This window comes from Epilithonimonas caeni DSM 17710 (assembly GCF_000426465.1).
Classification (GTDB): domain Bacteria; phylum Bacteroidota; class Bacteroidia; order Flavobacteriales; family Weeksellaceae; genus Epilithonimonas; species Epilithonimonas caeni.
Map to the genome: position 1 here is coordinate 19,925 of NZ_AUFK01000018.1, position 15,713 is coordinate 35,637.

At 36.1% G+C, this 15,713-nt stretch carries 13 protein-coding genes; 5 read left to right on the plus strand and 8 right to left on the minus strand.

Translation table 11 applies throughout. The features are described 5' to 3' along the window. Positions 1 to 9: 9 nt before the first annotated feature. Together K319_RS0111865 and fsa are read left to right on the plus strand one after the other, a co-directional pair. A complete protein-coding gene (locus tag K319_RS0111865; RefSeq protein WP_027383793.1) occupies positions 10 to 1,389 on the plus strand; it encodes a tetratricopeptide repeat protein in 1,380 nt (459 codons plus the stop codon). Positions 1,390 to 1,477: 88 nt separating this feature from the next. Next, complete coding sequence (fsa, locus tag K319_RS0111870) at positions 1,478 to 2,131, plus strand: fructose-6-phosphate aldolase (RefSeq protein ID WP_027383794.1); 654 nt, start codon at positions 1,478 to 1,480, stop codon at positions 2,129 to 2,131. Positions 2,132 to 2,205: 74 nt separating this feature from the next. Here fsa and K319_RS0111875 read toward each other — a convergent pair whose 3' ends face one another. The 3 genes from K319_RS0111875 to proS all read right to left on the minus strand — a co-directional run bounded on the left by K319_RS0111875 (position 2,206) and on the right by proS (position 6,654). Next, positions 2,206 to 3,540, minus strand: coding sequence for an Nramp family divalent metal transporter (locus K319_RS0111875; protein WP_027383795.1), 1,335 nt, complete (start codon positions 3,538 to 3,540; stop codon positions 2,206 to 2,208). 114 nt (positions 3,541 to 3,654) lie between these two features. Continuing rightward, on the minus strand, positions 3,655 to 4,983 hold the full coding sequence (locus tag K319_RS0111880) for an OmpA family protein (RefSeq protein WP_027383796.1): 1,329 nt from the start codon (positions 4,981 to 4,983) through the stop codon (positions 3,655 to 3,657). A 195-nt stretch (positions 4,984 to 5,178) separates the two neighbouring features. Beyond that, positions 5,179 to 6,654: a proline--tRNA ligase gene (gene proS / locus K319_RS0111885; protein ID WP_027383797.1), complete on the minus strand. Its 1,476-nt coding sequence runs from the start codon at positions 6,652 to 6,654 to the stop codon at positions 5,179 to 5,181. A 148-nt stretch (positions 6,655 to 6,802) separates the two neighbouring features. Between proS and K319_RS0111890 the strand changes: the two genes are divergently transcribed. Then, positions 6,803 to 7,861: a hypothetical protein gene (locus K319_RS0111890; RefSeq protein WP_027383798.1), complete on the plus strand. Its 1,059-nt coding sequence runs from the start codon at positions 6,803 to 6,805 to the stop codon at positions 7,859 to 7,861. 31 nt (positions 7,862 to 7,892) lie between these two features. Next, the gene (locus K319_RS0111895; protein WP_027383799.1) at positions 7,893 to 9,323 is read left to right on the plus strand and encodes an OmpP1/FadL family transporter; all 1,431 of its coding nucleotides are present in this window, start codon (positions 7,893 to 7,895) and stop codon (positions 9,321 to 9,323) included. A gap of 48 nt (positions 9,324 to 9,371) precedes the next feature. Here K319_RS0111895 and rsgA read toward each other — a convergent pair whose 3' ends face one another. The 4 genes from rsgA to K319_RS0111915 all read right to left on the minus strand — a co-directional run bounded on the left by rsgA (position 9,372) and on the right by K319_RS0111915 (position 13,124). Beyond that, positions 9,372 to 10,298 (minus strand): ribosome small subunit-dependent GTPase A, encoded by a 927-nt coding sequence (gene rsgA, locus K319_RS0111900; RefSeq protein WP_027383800.1) that lies wholly within the window; start codon positions 10,296 to 10,298, stop codon positions 9,372 to 9,374. A 102-nt stretch (positions 10,299 to 10,400) separates the two neighbouring features. Further along, the gene (locus K319_RS0111905) at positions 10,401 to 11,480 is read right to left on the minus strand and encodes a chorismate mutase (protein ID WP_027383801.1); all 1,080 of its coding nucleotides are present in this window, start codon (positions 11,478 to 11,480) and stop codon (positions 10,401 to 10,403) included. Between the two features lie 544 nt (positions 11,481 to 12,024). After that, complete coding sequence (locus tag K319_RS0111910) at positions 12,025 to 12,738, minus strand: hypothetical protein (protein ID WP_027383802.1); 714 nt, start codon at positions 12,736 to 12,738, stop codon at positions 12,025 to 12,027. 164 nt (positions 12,739 to 12,902) lie between these two features. Continuing rightward, the gene (locus K319_RS0111915) at positions 12,903 to 13,124 is read right to left on the minus strand and encodes a hypothetical protein (protein WP_027383803.1); all 222 of its coding nucleotides are present in this window, start codon (positions 13,122 to 13,124) and stop codon (positions 12,903 to 12,905) included. Positions 13,125 to 13,406: 282 nt separating this feature from the next. Between K319_RS0111915 and K319_RS20340 the strand changes: the two genes are divergently transcribed. Beyond that, positions 13,407 to 15,191 (plus strand): helix-turn-helix domain-containing protein, encoded by a 1,785-nt coding sequence (locus K319_RS20340; protein WP_051230638.1) that lies wholly within the window; start codon positions 13,407 to 13,409, stop codon positions 15,189 to 15,191. Here K319_RS20340 and K319_RS21105 read toward each other — a convergent pair. After that, positions 15,139 to 15,687, minus strand: a complete 549-nt coding sequence (locus K319_RS21105; RefSeq protein ID WP_051230640.1) for a hypothetical protein — start codon at positions 15,685 to 15,687, stop codon at positions 15,139 to 15,141. The two genes, K319_RS20340 and K319_RS21105, sit on opposite strands and share 53 nt — an antisense overlap. Positions 15,688 to 15,713: the final 26 nt, after the last annotated feature.

Sequence of the window (15,713 nt, forward strand, 5' to 3'; positions counted from 1 at the left end):
AATTAACATATGAAAAGATTAATTTTAAGTTTAGCAGTTTTGTCTGTAGCATTAGTATCTGCTCAGAAAAAAGAAATCGCTAATGCTGTAAAAGCAGTTGATTCAGGCGACCTTTCAACTGCGAATTCAGAAATATCAAAAGCAGAAGGTATTTTTGGTGATAAAACCTATTTGTTGGAGCCATCCGTTCTTGAACAATATTATTATGCAAAAGGATTTTCATTACTTAAATCCGGAAAGAATACAGAAGGAGCAGAATATCTTGCTAAAATATCTTCTTTAGGCAAAGAGCAGATCTTCACGGGAAAAGATGCTGAAAAAAACAAAGTCTATTTCGTAGGAAAAGAAGCTGCAGATAAATTCGGGGCCGGATTATCTTTGAAACAGGAAAAATACTCGCCTGCTTTGGGAGACAAATTAAGACAAGCAATCGATCCTCTTTTGAGAAAAGCAAATCAAACTGCAACCACAAGTTATAATGAGAAAAAATTCGATGTTGCCGGAGACAAATTTGCAGAAACTTATTATCTGTTCAAAGCCGCAGGTGAAGATAACAAAAATCTTTTATATTATGCAGGAGTAGCTTATGCCCAAACCCCAGATAAAAAAGCACAATCTATAGAGATCCTTGAGTCTTTGATCAAATCAGGATATACAGGTGTTGAAACTATTTATACAGCAAAGAACAAAGCCGGAGAGAAGGAAACACTTGACAAAGCTGCATTTGACCTATATAAGAAAACAGCTGATGGTGCAGGTTACTCAGATTTCAAAACAGAAACGACACCCAGCAAGCAAGAAGAACTTTATGATGTGACGGCATCCTTATTATTTGAACAACAGAAATATGATGAGGCGGCAGCTATTGCAACTGAAGGTCTTAAAAAATTTCCTGCAAATAAAAGCCTTGCCCAAACGCAAAGCAACTCTTACTTCAAATCCGGGAAAACAGACCAGTTTGTAAGTAATTTGAAAGCTAAAATTGCAAGCAATCCAAATGATAAGGAAAGTCTTTACAACCTTGGTGTGATGCTTAGCAAGGATCCCAGCAAACAGGCAGAGGCTGAAGCTACTTTCAAGAAATTGATAGAAATAGACCCTAAATATCCTGATGCACTTAACAATCTTGTTTTTGCCATCATCGGAGAAGATGAAGCGGCGATCAACTCTTATAGAGATTTGAAAAAAGCCGGTAAAATTGATGAGGCAAACAAAGTTCTGGAGCAGAGAAGGGCAAGATTCCAAAAAGCGTTGCCTTATGCGGAAAAGCTTTATGAACAAAATCCAGGCAACAAAGAAGTTGTAACGCTTCTAAAGGGAATGTACATGACTACTCAAAACACGGCTAAGTACAACGAATTCAAAGCTAAAGAAACAGCATTAAAATAAATTTTACGGAAGCCTTCGGGCTTCTTTTTTATTTTACCGATGCTAATTAAAATGATATATTTACAAATAATTTTATAAAATTCTATATATGAAATTTTTCATCGACACAGCCAACCTGGACCAGATCAGAGAAGCACAAGACCTTGGAATCCTAGACGGCGTTACTACCAATCCTTCCCTAATGGCAAAAGAAGGCATCTCAGGAAAAGAAGCTATCAATAAACATTACGTTGATATTTGTAATATTTCTGATGGCGATGTTTCTGCAGAGGTTCTTTCTACCACTTACGAGGAAATGATCAAAGAAGGTGACGAGTTGGCAGCTCTTCACGAGAGAATCGTGGTGAAGATCCCAATGATCAAGGATGGTGTAAAAGCCCTTAAATATTTTTCCGACAAAGGAATCAAAACCAACTGCACGCTTATTTTCTCAGCAGGACAAGCATTGTTAGCGGCAAAAGCCGGCGCAACTTATGTTTCTCCGTTCTTAGGAAGACTGGATGATATTTCTGTTGATGGCCTTAATTTGATTGAAGAGATCAGAACCATTTACGACAATTATATGTTTGATACAGAAATTCTTGCCGCTTCCATCAGAAGCCCTATGCACATCATCAATTGTGCTAAGATCGGGGCGGATGTGATCACATCTCCTCTCCCATCAATACTTAATCTGCTTAAGCATCCACTTACAGATTCCGGATTAGCTCAGTTTGTAGCAGATTCTAAAAAATTAGGATAAACGCTTAATATTATAAAAAACAAAAAAACCGGACTTCAAAAGTTCCGGTTTTTGTTTTTTATAATGTTTTTGAATTAAGTGAAAAGCGTTTCCTTCAGAAGATAGAGATTCAAAATGATAATAATTCCACTGATAGCCCAAGCCAAAACTTTGAGCCACATTTTATTGGCAAACTCACCCATTTTAACCTTGCTTCCAGTGAACATCACAAGTGGAACAACTGCAAAACTCAGTTGCATGGACAGAATAACCTGACTGAAAACCAATAATTCCGCAGTTCCTTTTTCACCATACAGGATTGAAATGATCAAAGCTGGTATAATAGCAATTAGTCTAGTTATCAATCTTCGGACCCAAGGTTTAAGCCTGATATTCAGAAAGCCTTCCATCACGATCTGACCAGCCAAAGTTCCCGTCAAAGTAGAATTCTGTCCAGAAGCCAACAATGCAATTCCAAAGAAAATACTTGCCAAAGTAGTTCCCAGAAGCGGTGTTAACAACATATAAGCATCATTGATATCAGCTACATCTTTGTTTCCGGAAGTGTGGAAAGTGGCCGCAGAAATAATCAAAATCGCAGCATTGATGAAAAATGCCAGCATCAAAGATAAACTACTGTCCCAAGTGGCAAACTTCAGAGCTTCTTTTTTACCTTCAGCTGTTCTAGGGTAATTTCTAGTTTGAACAATGCTACTGTGCAAATAAAGGTTGTGAGGCATAACCGTAGCTCCCAAAATCCCGATTGCAATATAGAGCATTGATGGATTGGTTATGATTTCTTTCTTAGGGATCAAACCTTCCAGAAGTGGAAAAATATCAGGTTTACTTAGAATTATTTCGTACAGAAACGACGCGAAAATCACAAATATCAACCCTCCAACTATACTTTCTATATACCTGAAGCCTCTCGATTGTAGAAAAAGAATAAGAAAAACATCGATTACCGTAATCACAACTCCCACACTCAATGGAATGCCGAATAAGAGATTAAGAGCAATTGCGGAACCTATAACTTCTGCCAGATCGCAAGCTGCAATTGCAATCTCACAAAAGATCCAAAGAACAAAATTAACACTCGGATGAAAATGGTCTTTGCAAGCTTGTGCTAAATCCCGCTCAGCAACAACGCCCAATTTAACGGACAAATGCTGCAGAACAATCGCAAATAGATTCGATATTAAAATCACAGATAAAAGAGTATATCCAAACTGTGCCCCCCCAGCAATATCCGTCGCCCAGTTTCCGGGATCCATATAACCAACAGCCACTAATAATCCCGGCCCTACATAAGCCATAAATTTTTTCCAGGAACTTGCATTTTCCGGAACATTGACACTGGAAAAAACTTCTTGAAGGGAGTTCGAACTTTTATCTTTTCTCCAGCCTTTCTTGATATCAGAATTATTCAAATAATTTTCATTGTTAGATTAGACTAACAAATTTAATAATACTTTTCTTAACCCGCAATAAAACAATAAAAAAACTGCCAAATATTGGCAGTTTATATTAATTCGAAATTATTTTTACTTTGTGAATCTTACAGCTGTTTTTCTGTCAGATTCTCTTTCTTTGTCAGTAGCTTCAGCAGGAACTTTGGCAAATTTGGAACCATAACCTTCCGCATTCAAAACCTGTGGAGAATTAAGCGAAGACTTTACAACGTCAGCTCTTTCCCCGGATAATTTCAAATTTACAGCCTCGTCTCCTTTTTTGTCCGTATAAGCCCCTATTCTTATTTTAGCATCTGGAAATTCTGCAAGAATCAATTTAAGATTATCCAGCTGTACTTGAGATTCCGGTGTCAAAACTGCTTTACCAAATTCGAAATTAAGATTATCAAAATTGAACCATTTTTCTTTAAGCTGAGCTTCTGTTGCATTTTTGTATTCATCAGATTTAAGGAAAGCAACGATCTGGTCTTCGATTCCGCCTTTATAAGCTTGCAAAGTTTTTCCACTTGGCAATGTTACGACCAAAGTCTCCTTAGTCGTCGCCACTGTATTTCCCGCAGAATTGGTGGAGTCCACTACAATTGTTGTAGAATCAACAGTCGTTGCAACTGGTGCAGGCTCTGCTTTTTTATTGCATTGTTTCCAGAAAAACCATCCCAGAAGCAACAATAAAAGTAATGGCAGTAACCATTTCCAGATGCTTCCTCCAGAATCATTATGAGAAACAATCTCGTGAGTTGTTCCACTTCTCGTCACATCAATTTTTGGAGTTCCTGTCACTACAGGCTCTTCTGTGATAGGCGTTACGGGATTTACATCAGCAATAGGTGTTTGTTGAGGTTCAGGGACTACATTTATTGCTTCTGCATCCACTGTTCCAAACCAATTCCCCAAGCCTAAAGATGCAAAACTAAATCCTGCTGGTAATATGGAAGATAAAAATCCTTTTTGCCCAGCAAGTAGATTTCCGAAAGATGAAACATCCATATTATTATCTACCGCATATTTCCCTAAAGTTCCGGCAGTTGCTCCAGTAACAAGGTTTAGTAGAGAGTTCGTAGATTCGTTTCTAATTCCGGCATAAGAAGATACCGAATTCGTGATAGCAGCCAGCTTATCTCCATCTCCGAAAATCAGACTCAAGATTTTGGAAATAAGAGGATTGTTTCCATTCAGATTTTCTAAAAGACCTGACAAAACACCGGAAGAAGCAGCTTCTTTTACCGTGTTGAAAAGTTCCGATTGTGTATTGTTATTAGCAAAACCTCCAATGACAGCAGGCAATAAAGCAGAAATAGCTTTTGAGATCCCTGATTCGCTTTCTCCAAGTTGAGTCGCTGTTTGGGAAACCGTTTCCGGTCCCAATTGACCTTTAATGAGGTCGATTAAGTTGATTGACATAATAGTTTATTTTTTGTGATTGATGTTTGTAATATTACCAAATATTAATCCACATCATTTCATTATTAATAATTTTAATAAAACTTTAACAGAGTAATATTTAACTTTAAATAAATATTTCAGACAAAAAATATTTATCCAAACAAAAAAATCCGAAGAAAATCTTCGGATTCAAGGGTATCAATAAAATTTAGTTTAATAAGCTTTTGCAAATACAACTCTTTGTTTGGATGGTTTACCAGATATCAATGAAACGCCAGCTTCCAATTCATTATTCAAAGGAATACATCTGATCGTTGCTTTGGTTTCTTGTTTGATCTGCTCCTCTTCTTCTTCGCTTCCGTCCCAATGTGCCAAAATAAATCCTCCTTTTTCTTCCAAAACTTTTTTGAATTCCTCGTAAGAATCAACTTTCGTAATATTTTCTTCTCTGTAAGCCAAAGCTTTGTTATAAATATCTTTTTGGATTGTTTGAAGCAATTCTTCGATATAATTTTCCAATCCCTCGATTGAAACAGACTCTTTTGTCAGGTTATCACGTCTTGCCAATTCAACTGTTCTGTTTTCCAGATCTCTCGGCCCCATTGCAATTCTCAACGGAACACCTTTCAATTCATATTCGGCAAATTTCCAACCTGGTTTGTTCTGAGTATCATCATCAAACTTCACAGAAATCCCTTTCGCTCTCAATTTGGCCTGAATATCCAAAGCCACTTCACTGATCTGGGCCAATTGTTCTTCGCCTTTGAAAATCGGAACGATCACAACCTGAATCGGTGCCAAAGTTGGAGGCAAAACCAAACCCAGATCATCTGAGTGAGTCATGATCAAAGCTCCCATCAATCTTGTGGAAGTACCCCAGGACGTTCCCCAAGCATGTTCTATTTTCCCTTCTCTTGTTGTGAATTTCACATCAAAAGCCTTTCCGAAATTCTGACCAAGGAAATGCGAAGTTCCAGCCTGCAATGCTTTTCCGTCCTGCATCATAGCTTCGATACAATATGTTTCATCCGCTCCGGCGAATCTTTCTGAAGGGGATTTGATTCCTCTGATTACCGGAATTGCCATAAAATCCTCTGCAAATTTCGCATAAACTTCGATCATTTTTTCAGTTTCTTCTATTGCTTCATCTTTTGTAGCATGAGCAGTATGTCCCTCTTGCCAAAGGAATTCAGCAGTTCTCAGGAACAATCTTGTTCTCATCTCCCATCTTACAACATTCGCCCATTGGTTGATCAGGATCGGCAGATCTCTATAAGACTGGATCCAGTTTTTATAAGTATTCCAAATAATTGCTTCAGAAGTTGGACGTACGATCAGTTCTTCTTCCAATTTGGCTTCGGGATCTACAATTAGCTTACCCGGATTATTTGGATCAGTTTTCAATCTGTAATGTGTAACTACAGCACATTCTTTGGCAAAACCTTCCGCATTCTTTTCTTCAGCTTCAAAAAGGCTTTTGGGAACAAAAAGAGGGAAATAAGCGTTCTGATGTCCGGTCTCTTTGAACTTTTTGTCCATCTCGTCACGCATCTTTTCCCAAATTGCGTAACCATAAGGTTTGATAACCATGCATCCTCTAACGCCAGAATTCTCTGCTAAATCTGCTTTAACAACCAATTCATTATACCATTTGCTATAATCTTCCGCCCTTGATGTTAATTTTGCCATAATTTTTTTTGATATGATTTTAACTTTTTTTAAACTTTATAATCTAAATAAAAAGCCTAATTTTACACGTATTTAAACAATTTAAATGGTATAAAATTTGGTCTTGTTTAAGAAATGCAAATATAGGAAACTTAATACTTCTCATAAAATGAAAAATATCAACAATAAAAGCTTTTTCAATTTCATCAAATCAAAAGGTTTGATATTGATTTCCAGCAGCTTTCTGTTGACTTCCTGTGTGATCTATACAGGAGGCTATTCAGAAACCGATGGTGTATATTATGACCCGAACAAAGATTCTCTTCCTGCGGGATCATATTCCGGCAATTATGGTAACCAAGTTGATGATTATTATAACTACCAAGATACTTACCCAAGTCTTTATGACAACAATCAACAAAACATTCAGGAGCAAAAAAACAGATATAGCCTAAGCAGCGATTCTGATTGGGGAACTTTCACAGGGTCAGAAACCAACTATACCAGTTTTAATAATTGGGGCTGGGGCGGAGGTTTCGGCTGGGGTGGCTGGGGCTATCCTAACTATGGCTGGGGTTGGAATGGCGGCTTCAATTCTTTTGGCTGGGGCATGGGCTTCGGTTGGGGATGGGGAAGCTCATTCTATTCACCTTGGGGATGGGGAGGTTTTTATGATCCATTCTGGGGATATGGCTATGGTGGCTGGGGAGGCTATTATGGCGGCTTCTACGGTTATCCATATTATGGAAATGGATACTATAGACCAGTATACCACAGATCCGGTGCTAATGGCAGCAGATTAAGCGGAATGTTACCTCAGGGCAGTGGCAGAAATAACGGACTTAGAGGAATCAACAGTACCGCGGGATTCAGAACTCCACAAAGTATTGCAGGAGTCAATAACGGAAATATTAGAAATAATAATATCAGAATCCCTAATAATTCTGGAGGTGGAAGAAACCCAAACATTATTAATGGCGGTGTAAGACAGTATCCAAACAATGGGGGAATTAGAAATTCTTACCCTAATAACGGAGGAATTAGAAGTCAATCCAATTATCCAAACAACGGGAGTATAAGACAGCAAAATAATGGAGGTTTCAGAAATGATTCCTATAATGCCCCTACAAGATCAGGAGGCAACTCAGGAGGCTTCAATTCCGGTGGTGGAATGAGATCAGGCGGTTCCGGGGGAGGCGGAATGAGATCAGGTGGTGGAAGAAGATAGGATTAATTTTAAAATAATATTTAATATTAAAATGATAAGAAAGACTTTGTTACTGTTAAGCATCCCTGTTTCCGTTGTTTATTTCAAGGCTCAGGATGTATCGGTAATCACAAATACCGCTGATGTTTATTCGGGAAATCCAATCAATGGAACTGCCAAATATAATTCGATGGCAGGATCTATGGGAGCCTTGGGAGGCGATATTTCCTCTGCGAGTGTAAACCCTGCCGGCATTGGAGTTTTTATTGCCAGTGATGTTAATCTGACACTTGGGATCAATAGCAATAAAAACAAGACAACTTTTGGTGGCAATTCATCAAACTATACGATCAACAAAACAGACCTTAACAACAGTGGCGGCGTATTAACAATAAATCTTGGTAATACAAATTCTAAATGGAAATTTGTCAACATTGGAATCAATTATTCCACACAATCTATAGATAATTATGTAGAATCTCAAGGGAATCAGAATATTCAAATTGCAAGTACTCCAACCGAAACCATCAATTCTTCCAATTATACATTAGCAGGACATTGGTATGATAGATATGGCGATATTTCCAAAACCAGTTTTACTGTTGGTGCCAATTATGACAACAGATTATATTTTGGTGCAGGTCTTAATTTCCACAATTCATACATCAATCAATATGATTCTGCCAACTTTGGAAATGGAAATGGTTTGATAAGATTTGATAAGCAATTTACAGATTTCGAAGAAAAAGCCGATGGTTTTTCAGCCAACATTGGAGTTATTGCAAAAGTAAGTAATCAGTTCAGAGTAGGTGCTGCGATAGAAACCCCTACCTGGTGGACTATGGATAGGTATTACAACGAATATTATCTTAATGATAGCTATTATGACAGATTTTATGAAGATAGAAAGCTGTCCACACCTATGAAGGCAAGCATCAGTGCTGCTTTTGTTCCGAGTAAGAATTTTGCATTGAATGTGGATTTTATCCAGGGAATCACAAAGCCTAAATATAAAGAATACGGAGCCGCAGAAGCTGAGCTCAATGATTTCTTCAAAGAGACCTATAAAAATTCTTCAGAAGTCAGAATAGGTGCGGAATACAGAATTATGGATTTCCGTCTGAGAGGTGGATATGCGTATCAAGGAAATAGTTTTGATAATATGTCAACGCTTAGTTATAATGATAACGGTTCTGCTTCCAATCAATCCTATTCCAATCTTTTTGTTGGAAAAAGAAATATCATCGGAACAGGTATTGGTTATGATTTCAAAGCTTTCTACATCGATGCTTCTTATCAGAACATAACCTCAACATATTCTAGTCCATTCCTGTTTGGTAAACTAATAACTACATCTGAAGGAACATATACTTCCGGTTATTATTCTACAAATGGAACAGAATTGTTAAGTGATGCAGAAGCTGTTTCAAAAGTAAAAAATACCAGAAGTAATTTCTTTGTTACACTAGGCTGGAAATTCTAATATCTCAAAAACTAAAAAATCCTACAAATTAACTTTTGTAGGATTTTTTTATTTCTGGTTAATCTCTTCCGCCTCTTCCATGAGTTTGAGATAGGTAATGTACCTGGTTTCTTCTATCTCTCCGGTTTCCAGACTTTCTACAACTGCACATTTTGGCTCGTTGATATGCATACAATTATGATATTTGCAATCTCTGCCTTTTTGGAAGATCTCTGGAAAATAGTGCTGGATCTCTTCTTTTTCAACGTCTATCATAGCAAATTCCCGAACACCTGGCGTATCGATAACCGATCCACCAAAATCCCAAAAATGCATCTGAGCAAATGTTGTTGTATGCTTCCCTTTGAGTACAGATTCTGATATCTCACCTGTTCTGATATGGAGGTCCGGTTGCAGAGCATTAACCAATGTTGATTTCCCACAGCCGGAATGTCCGAAGAAAACAGACGTTTTATCTTTTATTTTATCGATTAAAAAATTAAGATTAAGTTTTGTATAAGAAGAAATATTCAACGTATCATAACCGATATTCTGATACATTGCTTCTATGTTCTTTACAATATCCTTCTCCTCATCGTTCAAAGTATCCATTTTATTGAATAAGATCAAGGGCAAAATATTATATGCCTCACAACAAGCAAGAAATCTATCCAAGAATCCCAATGAGGTTTCAGGAAATTTCAAAGTGTAGATAAAACAGGCAACATCCACATTAGAAGCAATAATATGAGCTTCTTTGGAAAGGTTTACTGATTTTCTGATGAGATAATTTCTTCTCGGAAAAATTTTGGTGATCCAAGCAACATCATCTTGCTCCAACGAAAATTCGACTTCATCTCCAACTGCAAGAGGATTTGTAAGCCTTGTTTTTATTAATTTGAATTTCCCACGGATCCTGGCCTCATAGATCTGTTTTGTCTCAGATTCCAAAACCTGATACCAGCTTCCTGTGGATTTGATGATAATTCCTTTCAAACAGTAGAATTTTAGTTATTTGGCAAATTTAGAAATTTAAAATTAGCATCTACAAAAAAAGAAGCCAATAATAGCTTCTTTCTTTTTGCTCAACCAGAGAGACTACTTGTCAATCATAATATGATTCTGAACCTCGATACTTTCTTCGTGTATTGCTTTGAAAACTTTTTCTATGAATTCTTGCGACATTCCTGTTTCAAAAGCTTTCTGAGTAGCATATTCTGTAATTATCTTCCAACGTTCCGGCTGGAAAATAGCAATATTATTCTCTTTTTTAAGTTTTCCAATTTTTTCAGAAACTTTCATTCTTTGAGATAAAAGTTCAATCAACTGGAAATCCATATCACTGATCAGTGTTCTGTGTTTCCCCATCTCGTCCTCGTATCCGGAAATATCAGAGTTACGAACTTGGAGATCATTGATCATTTCAGCCAGAACTTCAGGCGTGATCTGCTGAGAGGCATCGCTCCAGGCATTATCCGGATCGCAGTGGCTTTCTATGATCGCACCTTGGTAGCCAACATTGAAAGCTTCCTGAGCCACGCCCGCCAAACCAGTTCTGTTACCGCAAATATGCGAAGGATCGATGAACAAAGGGATATTAGGGAATTGATTTTTGAAATCCAGGGCGATCTGCCAGTTCGGGATATTTCTATATTTGGTTTTTTGATATGTTGAGAAACCTCTGTGAATTGCACCGATATTTTCCACACCTTGACCTAATAATCTTTCCAAAGCACCGATCCAGAGTGCCAGATCTGGATTCACTGGATTTTTGACCAAAACCGGTTTATTGGTACCTCTTAAAGCCTGGGCAATTTCCTGAACTGTAAATGGGTTGACCGTAGAACGTGCTCCAATCCAAAGGATATCAACATCTGCTTCCAGGGCAGCAAAAACATGGTGAGCATTCGCAACTTCAGTTGCTGTTTTGAATCCGAATTCTTCTTTTACTTTTTTCAACCAATTAAGGCCTATCACACCTACTCCTTCGAAGCCATTCGGTTTTGTTCTAGGTTTCCAGATCCCTGCGCGGAAAGCAGAGATCTCTGCATTACTTTCTTTCAGCCTCTTTGCCGTCTCCAGCATTTGAGATTCACTTTCTGCGCTACAAGGTCCTGCGATAATCATTGGATTTGCAAAGTCTTGGATCCAGTCGTTCTTCAATTCATTAAGGTTCATATTTCTAATTTTATATATTTTAAATTAATTCAATAGTATATCTGTTATAAATCTTGATTTATAATTCTTTTCCAAAAAATAACGTTTAAAGCTTTTAAATGAGTCACGGAAAAGTGAATATTTCCGTAGTTTTTTGAGAAAGAAATTTAGTTAGCTAAACCAATAAAATCGGTAATAGTTTCTAAAATTTCTGTGATAAGTTCCAAAAAAGCTAAACAATCCGTCCCAATAAAAGACAGATGCTGTAGTGGTGAAATATGGAAATTTGTTCGATTCCATTTTTATAAATCCTTTACTAAAAGGATACTTAGCTTATTTTGATTAATATTAATTCTCCTTTTATCGGAGAAATCTTGGACAAATATATAAATTAATGTGAAACCACAAGTCATTAAATTTATAAATCTTTCATAATAAGATCAATTTCATAAAACACATAAAAACAAAAAGCAGGGAAACCCCTGCTCTAATAAATTTAATTTCAACATTTGTATCCTGCTTAGAATCGGACTTGTGTTTTAGTTTATAAGAAAATAATTTAATGTTAATTGGAGATTTTATAAATATAGACATTCACCTTCGCTTGTCCTAGCAAGTTAATATCTGCTGGTAGCAAACCAGAAGTATTAACCGCAAACGTCAATGTATCTCCGGCATTTAATTGTACTATAGAACTTAACTTAGTAGACGTAATTGGTAATGAAGCAATATTAATTGTGAGTAAAACCAGCCTGACACCATCAAAGATTTTTTCATCCCATACAGCATTATTTTTCAATATGCCCAATCTCTTGCCTCCTAACACCTCTAAATTAACTCCTGATGCAAATTGAAATTCATAGTAGACAGAATAGGTTCCTGCCTGTTGTGCTGTATAAACGCCCGTATTAAACAGTGCTGGGTTTCCTAACTTAGTATCTGCAGATCCCGTAAGGTTAATTCTAGCCCAAGAATTACCAAGTCCCAAATCGATCAGTGACCAAGAGCCGCTTTTTGAAGCATAATATGCATTAGCATTACCGGTTACCAAAATGTCAGAATTAATTTCTTTAATTTCAAAGTCTCCAGTTGTCGTCGTCTTATCTCTTACCAAAAAAGTATGGTTGCTACTTACTGAAGGTATATTGGTCACATCCCGAATTTTCAGATTTCCATTGATGTCCAATGTAGCTTTGGGATCAGTTGTATTAATCCCTACTTGTGCAAATATGATATTCGATAATAATGAAATCACGAATATGCGAATTCTATTTTCCATGTCATATGAGTTAAAAAGTTATTTTAAAGGCAAAAAATAAAGTCTCTATAGTTTTGTCAAATCACAGAACTTAAATATTTCCAGCACTCATGGATTCTTTATGATAATTGGATATTTTTATCTGTTGATCAATAAAAAACCAACAGCTATGATTACAGCTCGTTTTACCATTGGTGTCCATTCTTGGGAGGTGGATCAGCAGGCAATGGTTGGTTTGCGAGATTTAAACTATCTGGAGCTAGTATGCTATCATTAGTTTTTTGAAAAACAGAACTATTTTCTGACATATTGCTGTTCTCTACTGGAAGGTCAACATCGCTTTCTCTACAAGAGCACATTGTGACCATAACTATTAAAATTGAAATTGTTGAGATAATCTTATTCATAATTTTAGATTTAAAGGTTATCCCGGCCGGTTTATATTAGAATTCTGACACCGAATTTAGGCGACAAAATGCAAGCATAAAAACCATCGTGGTGCTTATTTAGGAATAAGCACGTATTTATCAATATGACTAACAATACTTAACCAATTGATTTATATGTAAATAAATACAGCAATTATTTTAATTTATTCAAAGAAATGAAAAACTGCCCTTCCCTTTATTTTAGCATAATTTTAGCTAGTTTTAATACAAAAAATTAATCCCCATAAAACACTCGACAAGATGAAAAAAGTTTGTTTTTTAATAACATACTTCTTTTTCGGGATATACTATTCTCAAAAAGAAGAGATCAGTAATTACTACAAGATCAAAAAGAATTACGAAAATTATCCGGAAAATGATATTCGGGCTTTCAAATACCTCAATAATTACATACGTCTTGCAAAGCAAGAAAACAACAATAAACATCTGACACAAGCCTATGAAGATGCTGTATTTTATTCTTCTTCGGAAAAGCAGAAATTAATGTATGCCGACAGCACGATCATGGCAAGTCTATTGACCAAGAACAATGATCTGATCAGTGATGCTTATCTTGGGAAAGGAATCATCTATTATTTCAATTATAAAAAATACAAACCCGCACTGGAGGAATATTTAAAGGCCTATCAATACTCCAAAGACTCGAAGGATGGTTATCTTAAAAATGAGATCCTCTACCATCTTGGAGTTGTGAAAAGTCATCTGGGATATTACGATTCTGCATTGGTACACTTTCAAAAAGCGAATAGTTTTTTCTTCAAAAAATTGCAAGAAAAGGCTCACCCCAATATAATATTTAACAACAAAAAAGGATACTACAACACCTTGCACAGGATAATAGTATGTCAAAGAAATCTGAAAAAATATGATTCTGTTGATTCCCTAATAACAAGAGGTTTGTTGCGAACCAAGAATGACGAAGATCTTTCCCAGGAATATGGATATTTCTTAAAAGAAAAAGGGATTGAGGAATTTCGGAAGAAGGATTATCAGAATGCATTGGTTTCATTAAAAAGGTCCTTACCTCCAATTGTGAAGATCAATGATTTTGCATGGGCAACAGTAGATTATTTTTATATTGGCAAGTCATATTTAGCTATCAATAACCCTCAGAAAGCATTACTCTATTTTCAAAAAGTAGATTCTGTTTTCAACAAACATAATTTTATTCTTCCGGAATTAAGAGAGAACTACGAATTACTTATTCATCATTATAAAAATGAAAAAAATAACGCAAATGAATTATATTACACCAAACAACTCCTGAATGCAGACCAGCTTATTTCAAAAGATTTCGCATATCTTTCTTCAACTATTCACAAAGAGTATGACACAAAAACATTACTTGACGAAAAGGAAAAATTAGAAAAAGTGACTTCCTGGGGAATAAACATCATTGCAGGGCTGATCATATTAGCCATTAGTCTTGCAATATGTATTATAATAAGGCTCAAAAACGAGCAGAAAATCAAACTGAACTATCAGATCCTGGAGGAAAAGATCATCAATTATTCATATTTACCACCTACACAAGTTATCACAAAAATAAAAGACGAGGACAAATCCGCATTAAATGAAACAATGGTAAACAACATCCTTAAAAAATTGCAAAGTTTTGAGGAAAAGCACGGTTTTATTGAGTACGGCCTGACCATCAACAAATTAGCACATAAGTTAAATACCAATTCAACCTATCTTTCGCAAATCATCAATGAGTATAAAGGCGTGAATTTCAACAGATACCTCGGAGAACTTCGCATCAATTATATTACCAATAAGTTATATAATGACAAGGTCTATCTCAATTACAAAATAGAAACTTTAGCCGAGAAATGCGGTATCGCTTCCAGAACCAATTTTTCCAATCTTTTTATGGAGATCAATGGAATAAGACCCACAGACTTTATCAAAAAAAGACAACAGGATATGAAAATAAATTGCAGGAATTTTCCAAAATTTAATAAGATTCAGCTTATGTCAAATCAAACCTCATCAAGTCGTCTAAATCTTTCAAAAGAGGATTGATCTCTACAAATTTTTCGAATATTTTCCGTTTGGTCATCACTTCTTTTTTAATTGACAGATCCGTTTGATATTCGATTTCAATCTTGAAGTTGTTGACCTTATGTTTGAAATGATTGAAAAATTCGGGGCTTAACTTATCAAACTCTCCTTTGGCCGTTTCGGAAGAATATTTGACTGTAATCTGATATTCATCTGATTTTTCTAACTTAAAAGTATTGATTGCATTATACGCCAAGGTATTGGTTTTAGCAATATTCTTTAGAAAAATCCCCCATTCTCTATCAATGTCCGTTTGTGAAAAATGATTGGAAGGAAGATTCTCATCTTTAACTTCCGAAAATTTGTCCTTTTCTATCTCTTCTTTCTTTTCTAAAGCTGCTTTTATACTGAATTTGGAACCAGAATTAGTCTTTGCAATCGGCTCAGAGGCTTTTTGAATAACTTTTTTTGGTTCTTCAAAAATAGATTTTACAGGTTCTGGTTTTGGTTCAGCCAAAACTTTTGTTTCGGTAGAAACAGGCC

Coding starts and splice junctions, on each gene's coding strand:
- K319_RS0111905 (WP_027383801.1), bottom strand. CDS start 11,480: ATGAACCTTAATGAATTGAAGAACGACTGGATCCAAGACTTTGCAAAT.
- K319_RS0111890 (WP_027383798.1), top strand. CDS start 6,803: ATGAAAAATATCAACAATAAAAGCTTTTTCAATTTCATCAAATCAAAA.
- K319_RS0111910 (WP_027383802.1), bottom strand. CDS start 12,738: ATGGAAAATAGAATTCGCATATTCGTGATTTCATTATTATCGAATATC.
- K319_RS0111915 (WP_027383803.1), bottom strand. CDS start 13,124: ATGAATAAGATTATCTCAACAATTTCAATTTTAATAGTTATGGTCACA.
- K319_RS0111880 (WP_027383796.1), bottom strand. CDS start 4,983: ATGTCAATCAACTTAATCGACCTCATTAAAGGTCAATTGGGACCGGAA.
- proS (WP_027383797.1), bottom strand. CDS start 6,654: ATGGCAAAATTAACATCAAGGGCGGAAGATTATAGCAAATGGTATAAT.
- K319_RS0111865 (WP_027383793.1), top strand. CDS start 10: ATGAAAAGATTAATTTTAAGTTTAGCAGTTTTGTCTGTAGCATTAGTA.
- fsa (WP_027383794.1), top strand. CDS start 1,478: ATGAAATTTTTCATCGACACAGCCAACCTGGACCAGATCAGAGAAGCA.
- K319_RS20340 (WP_051230638.1), top strand. CDS start 13,407: ATGAAAAAAGTTTGTTTTTTAATAACATACTTCTTTTTCGGGATATAC.
- K319_RS0111895 (WP_027383799.1), top strand. CDS start 7,893: ATGATAAGAAAGACTTTGTTACTGTTAAGCATCCCTGTTTCCGTTGTT.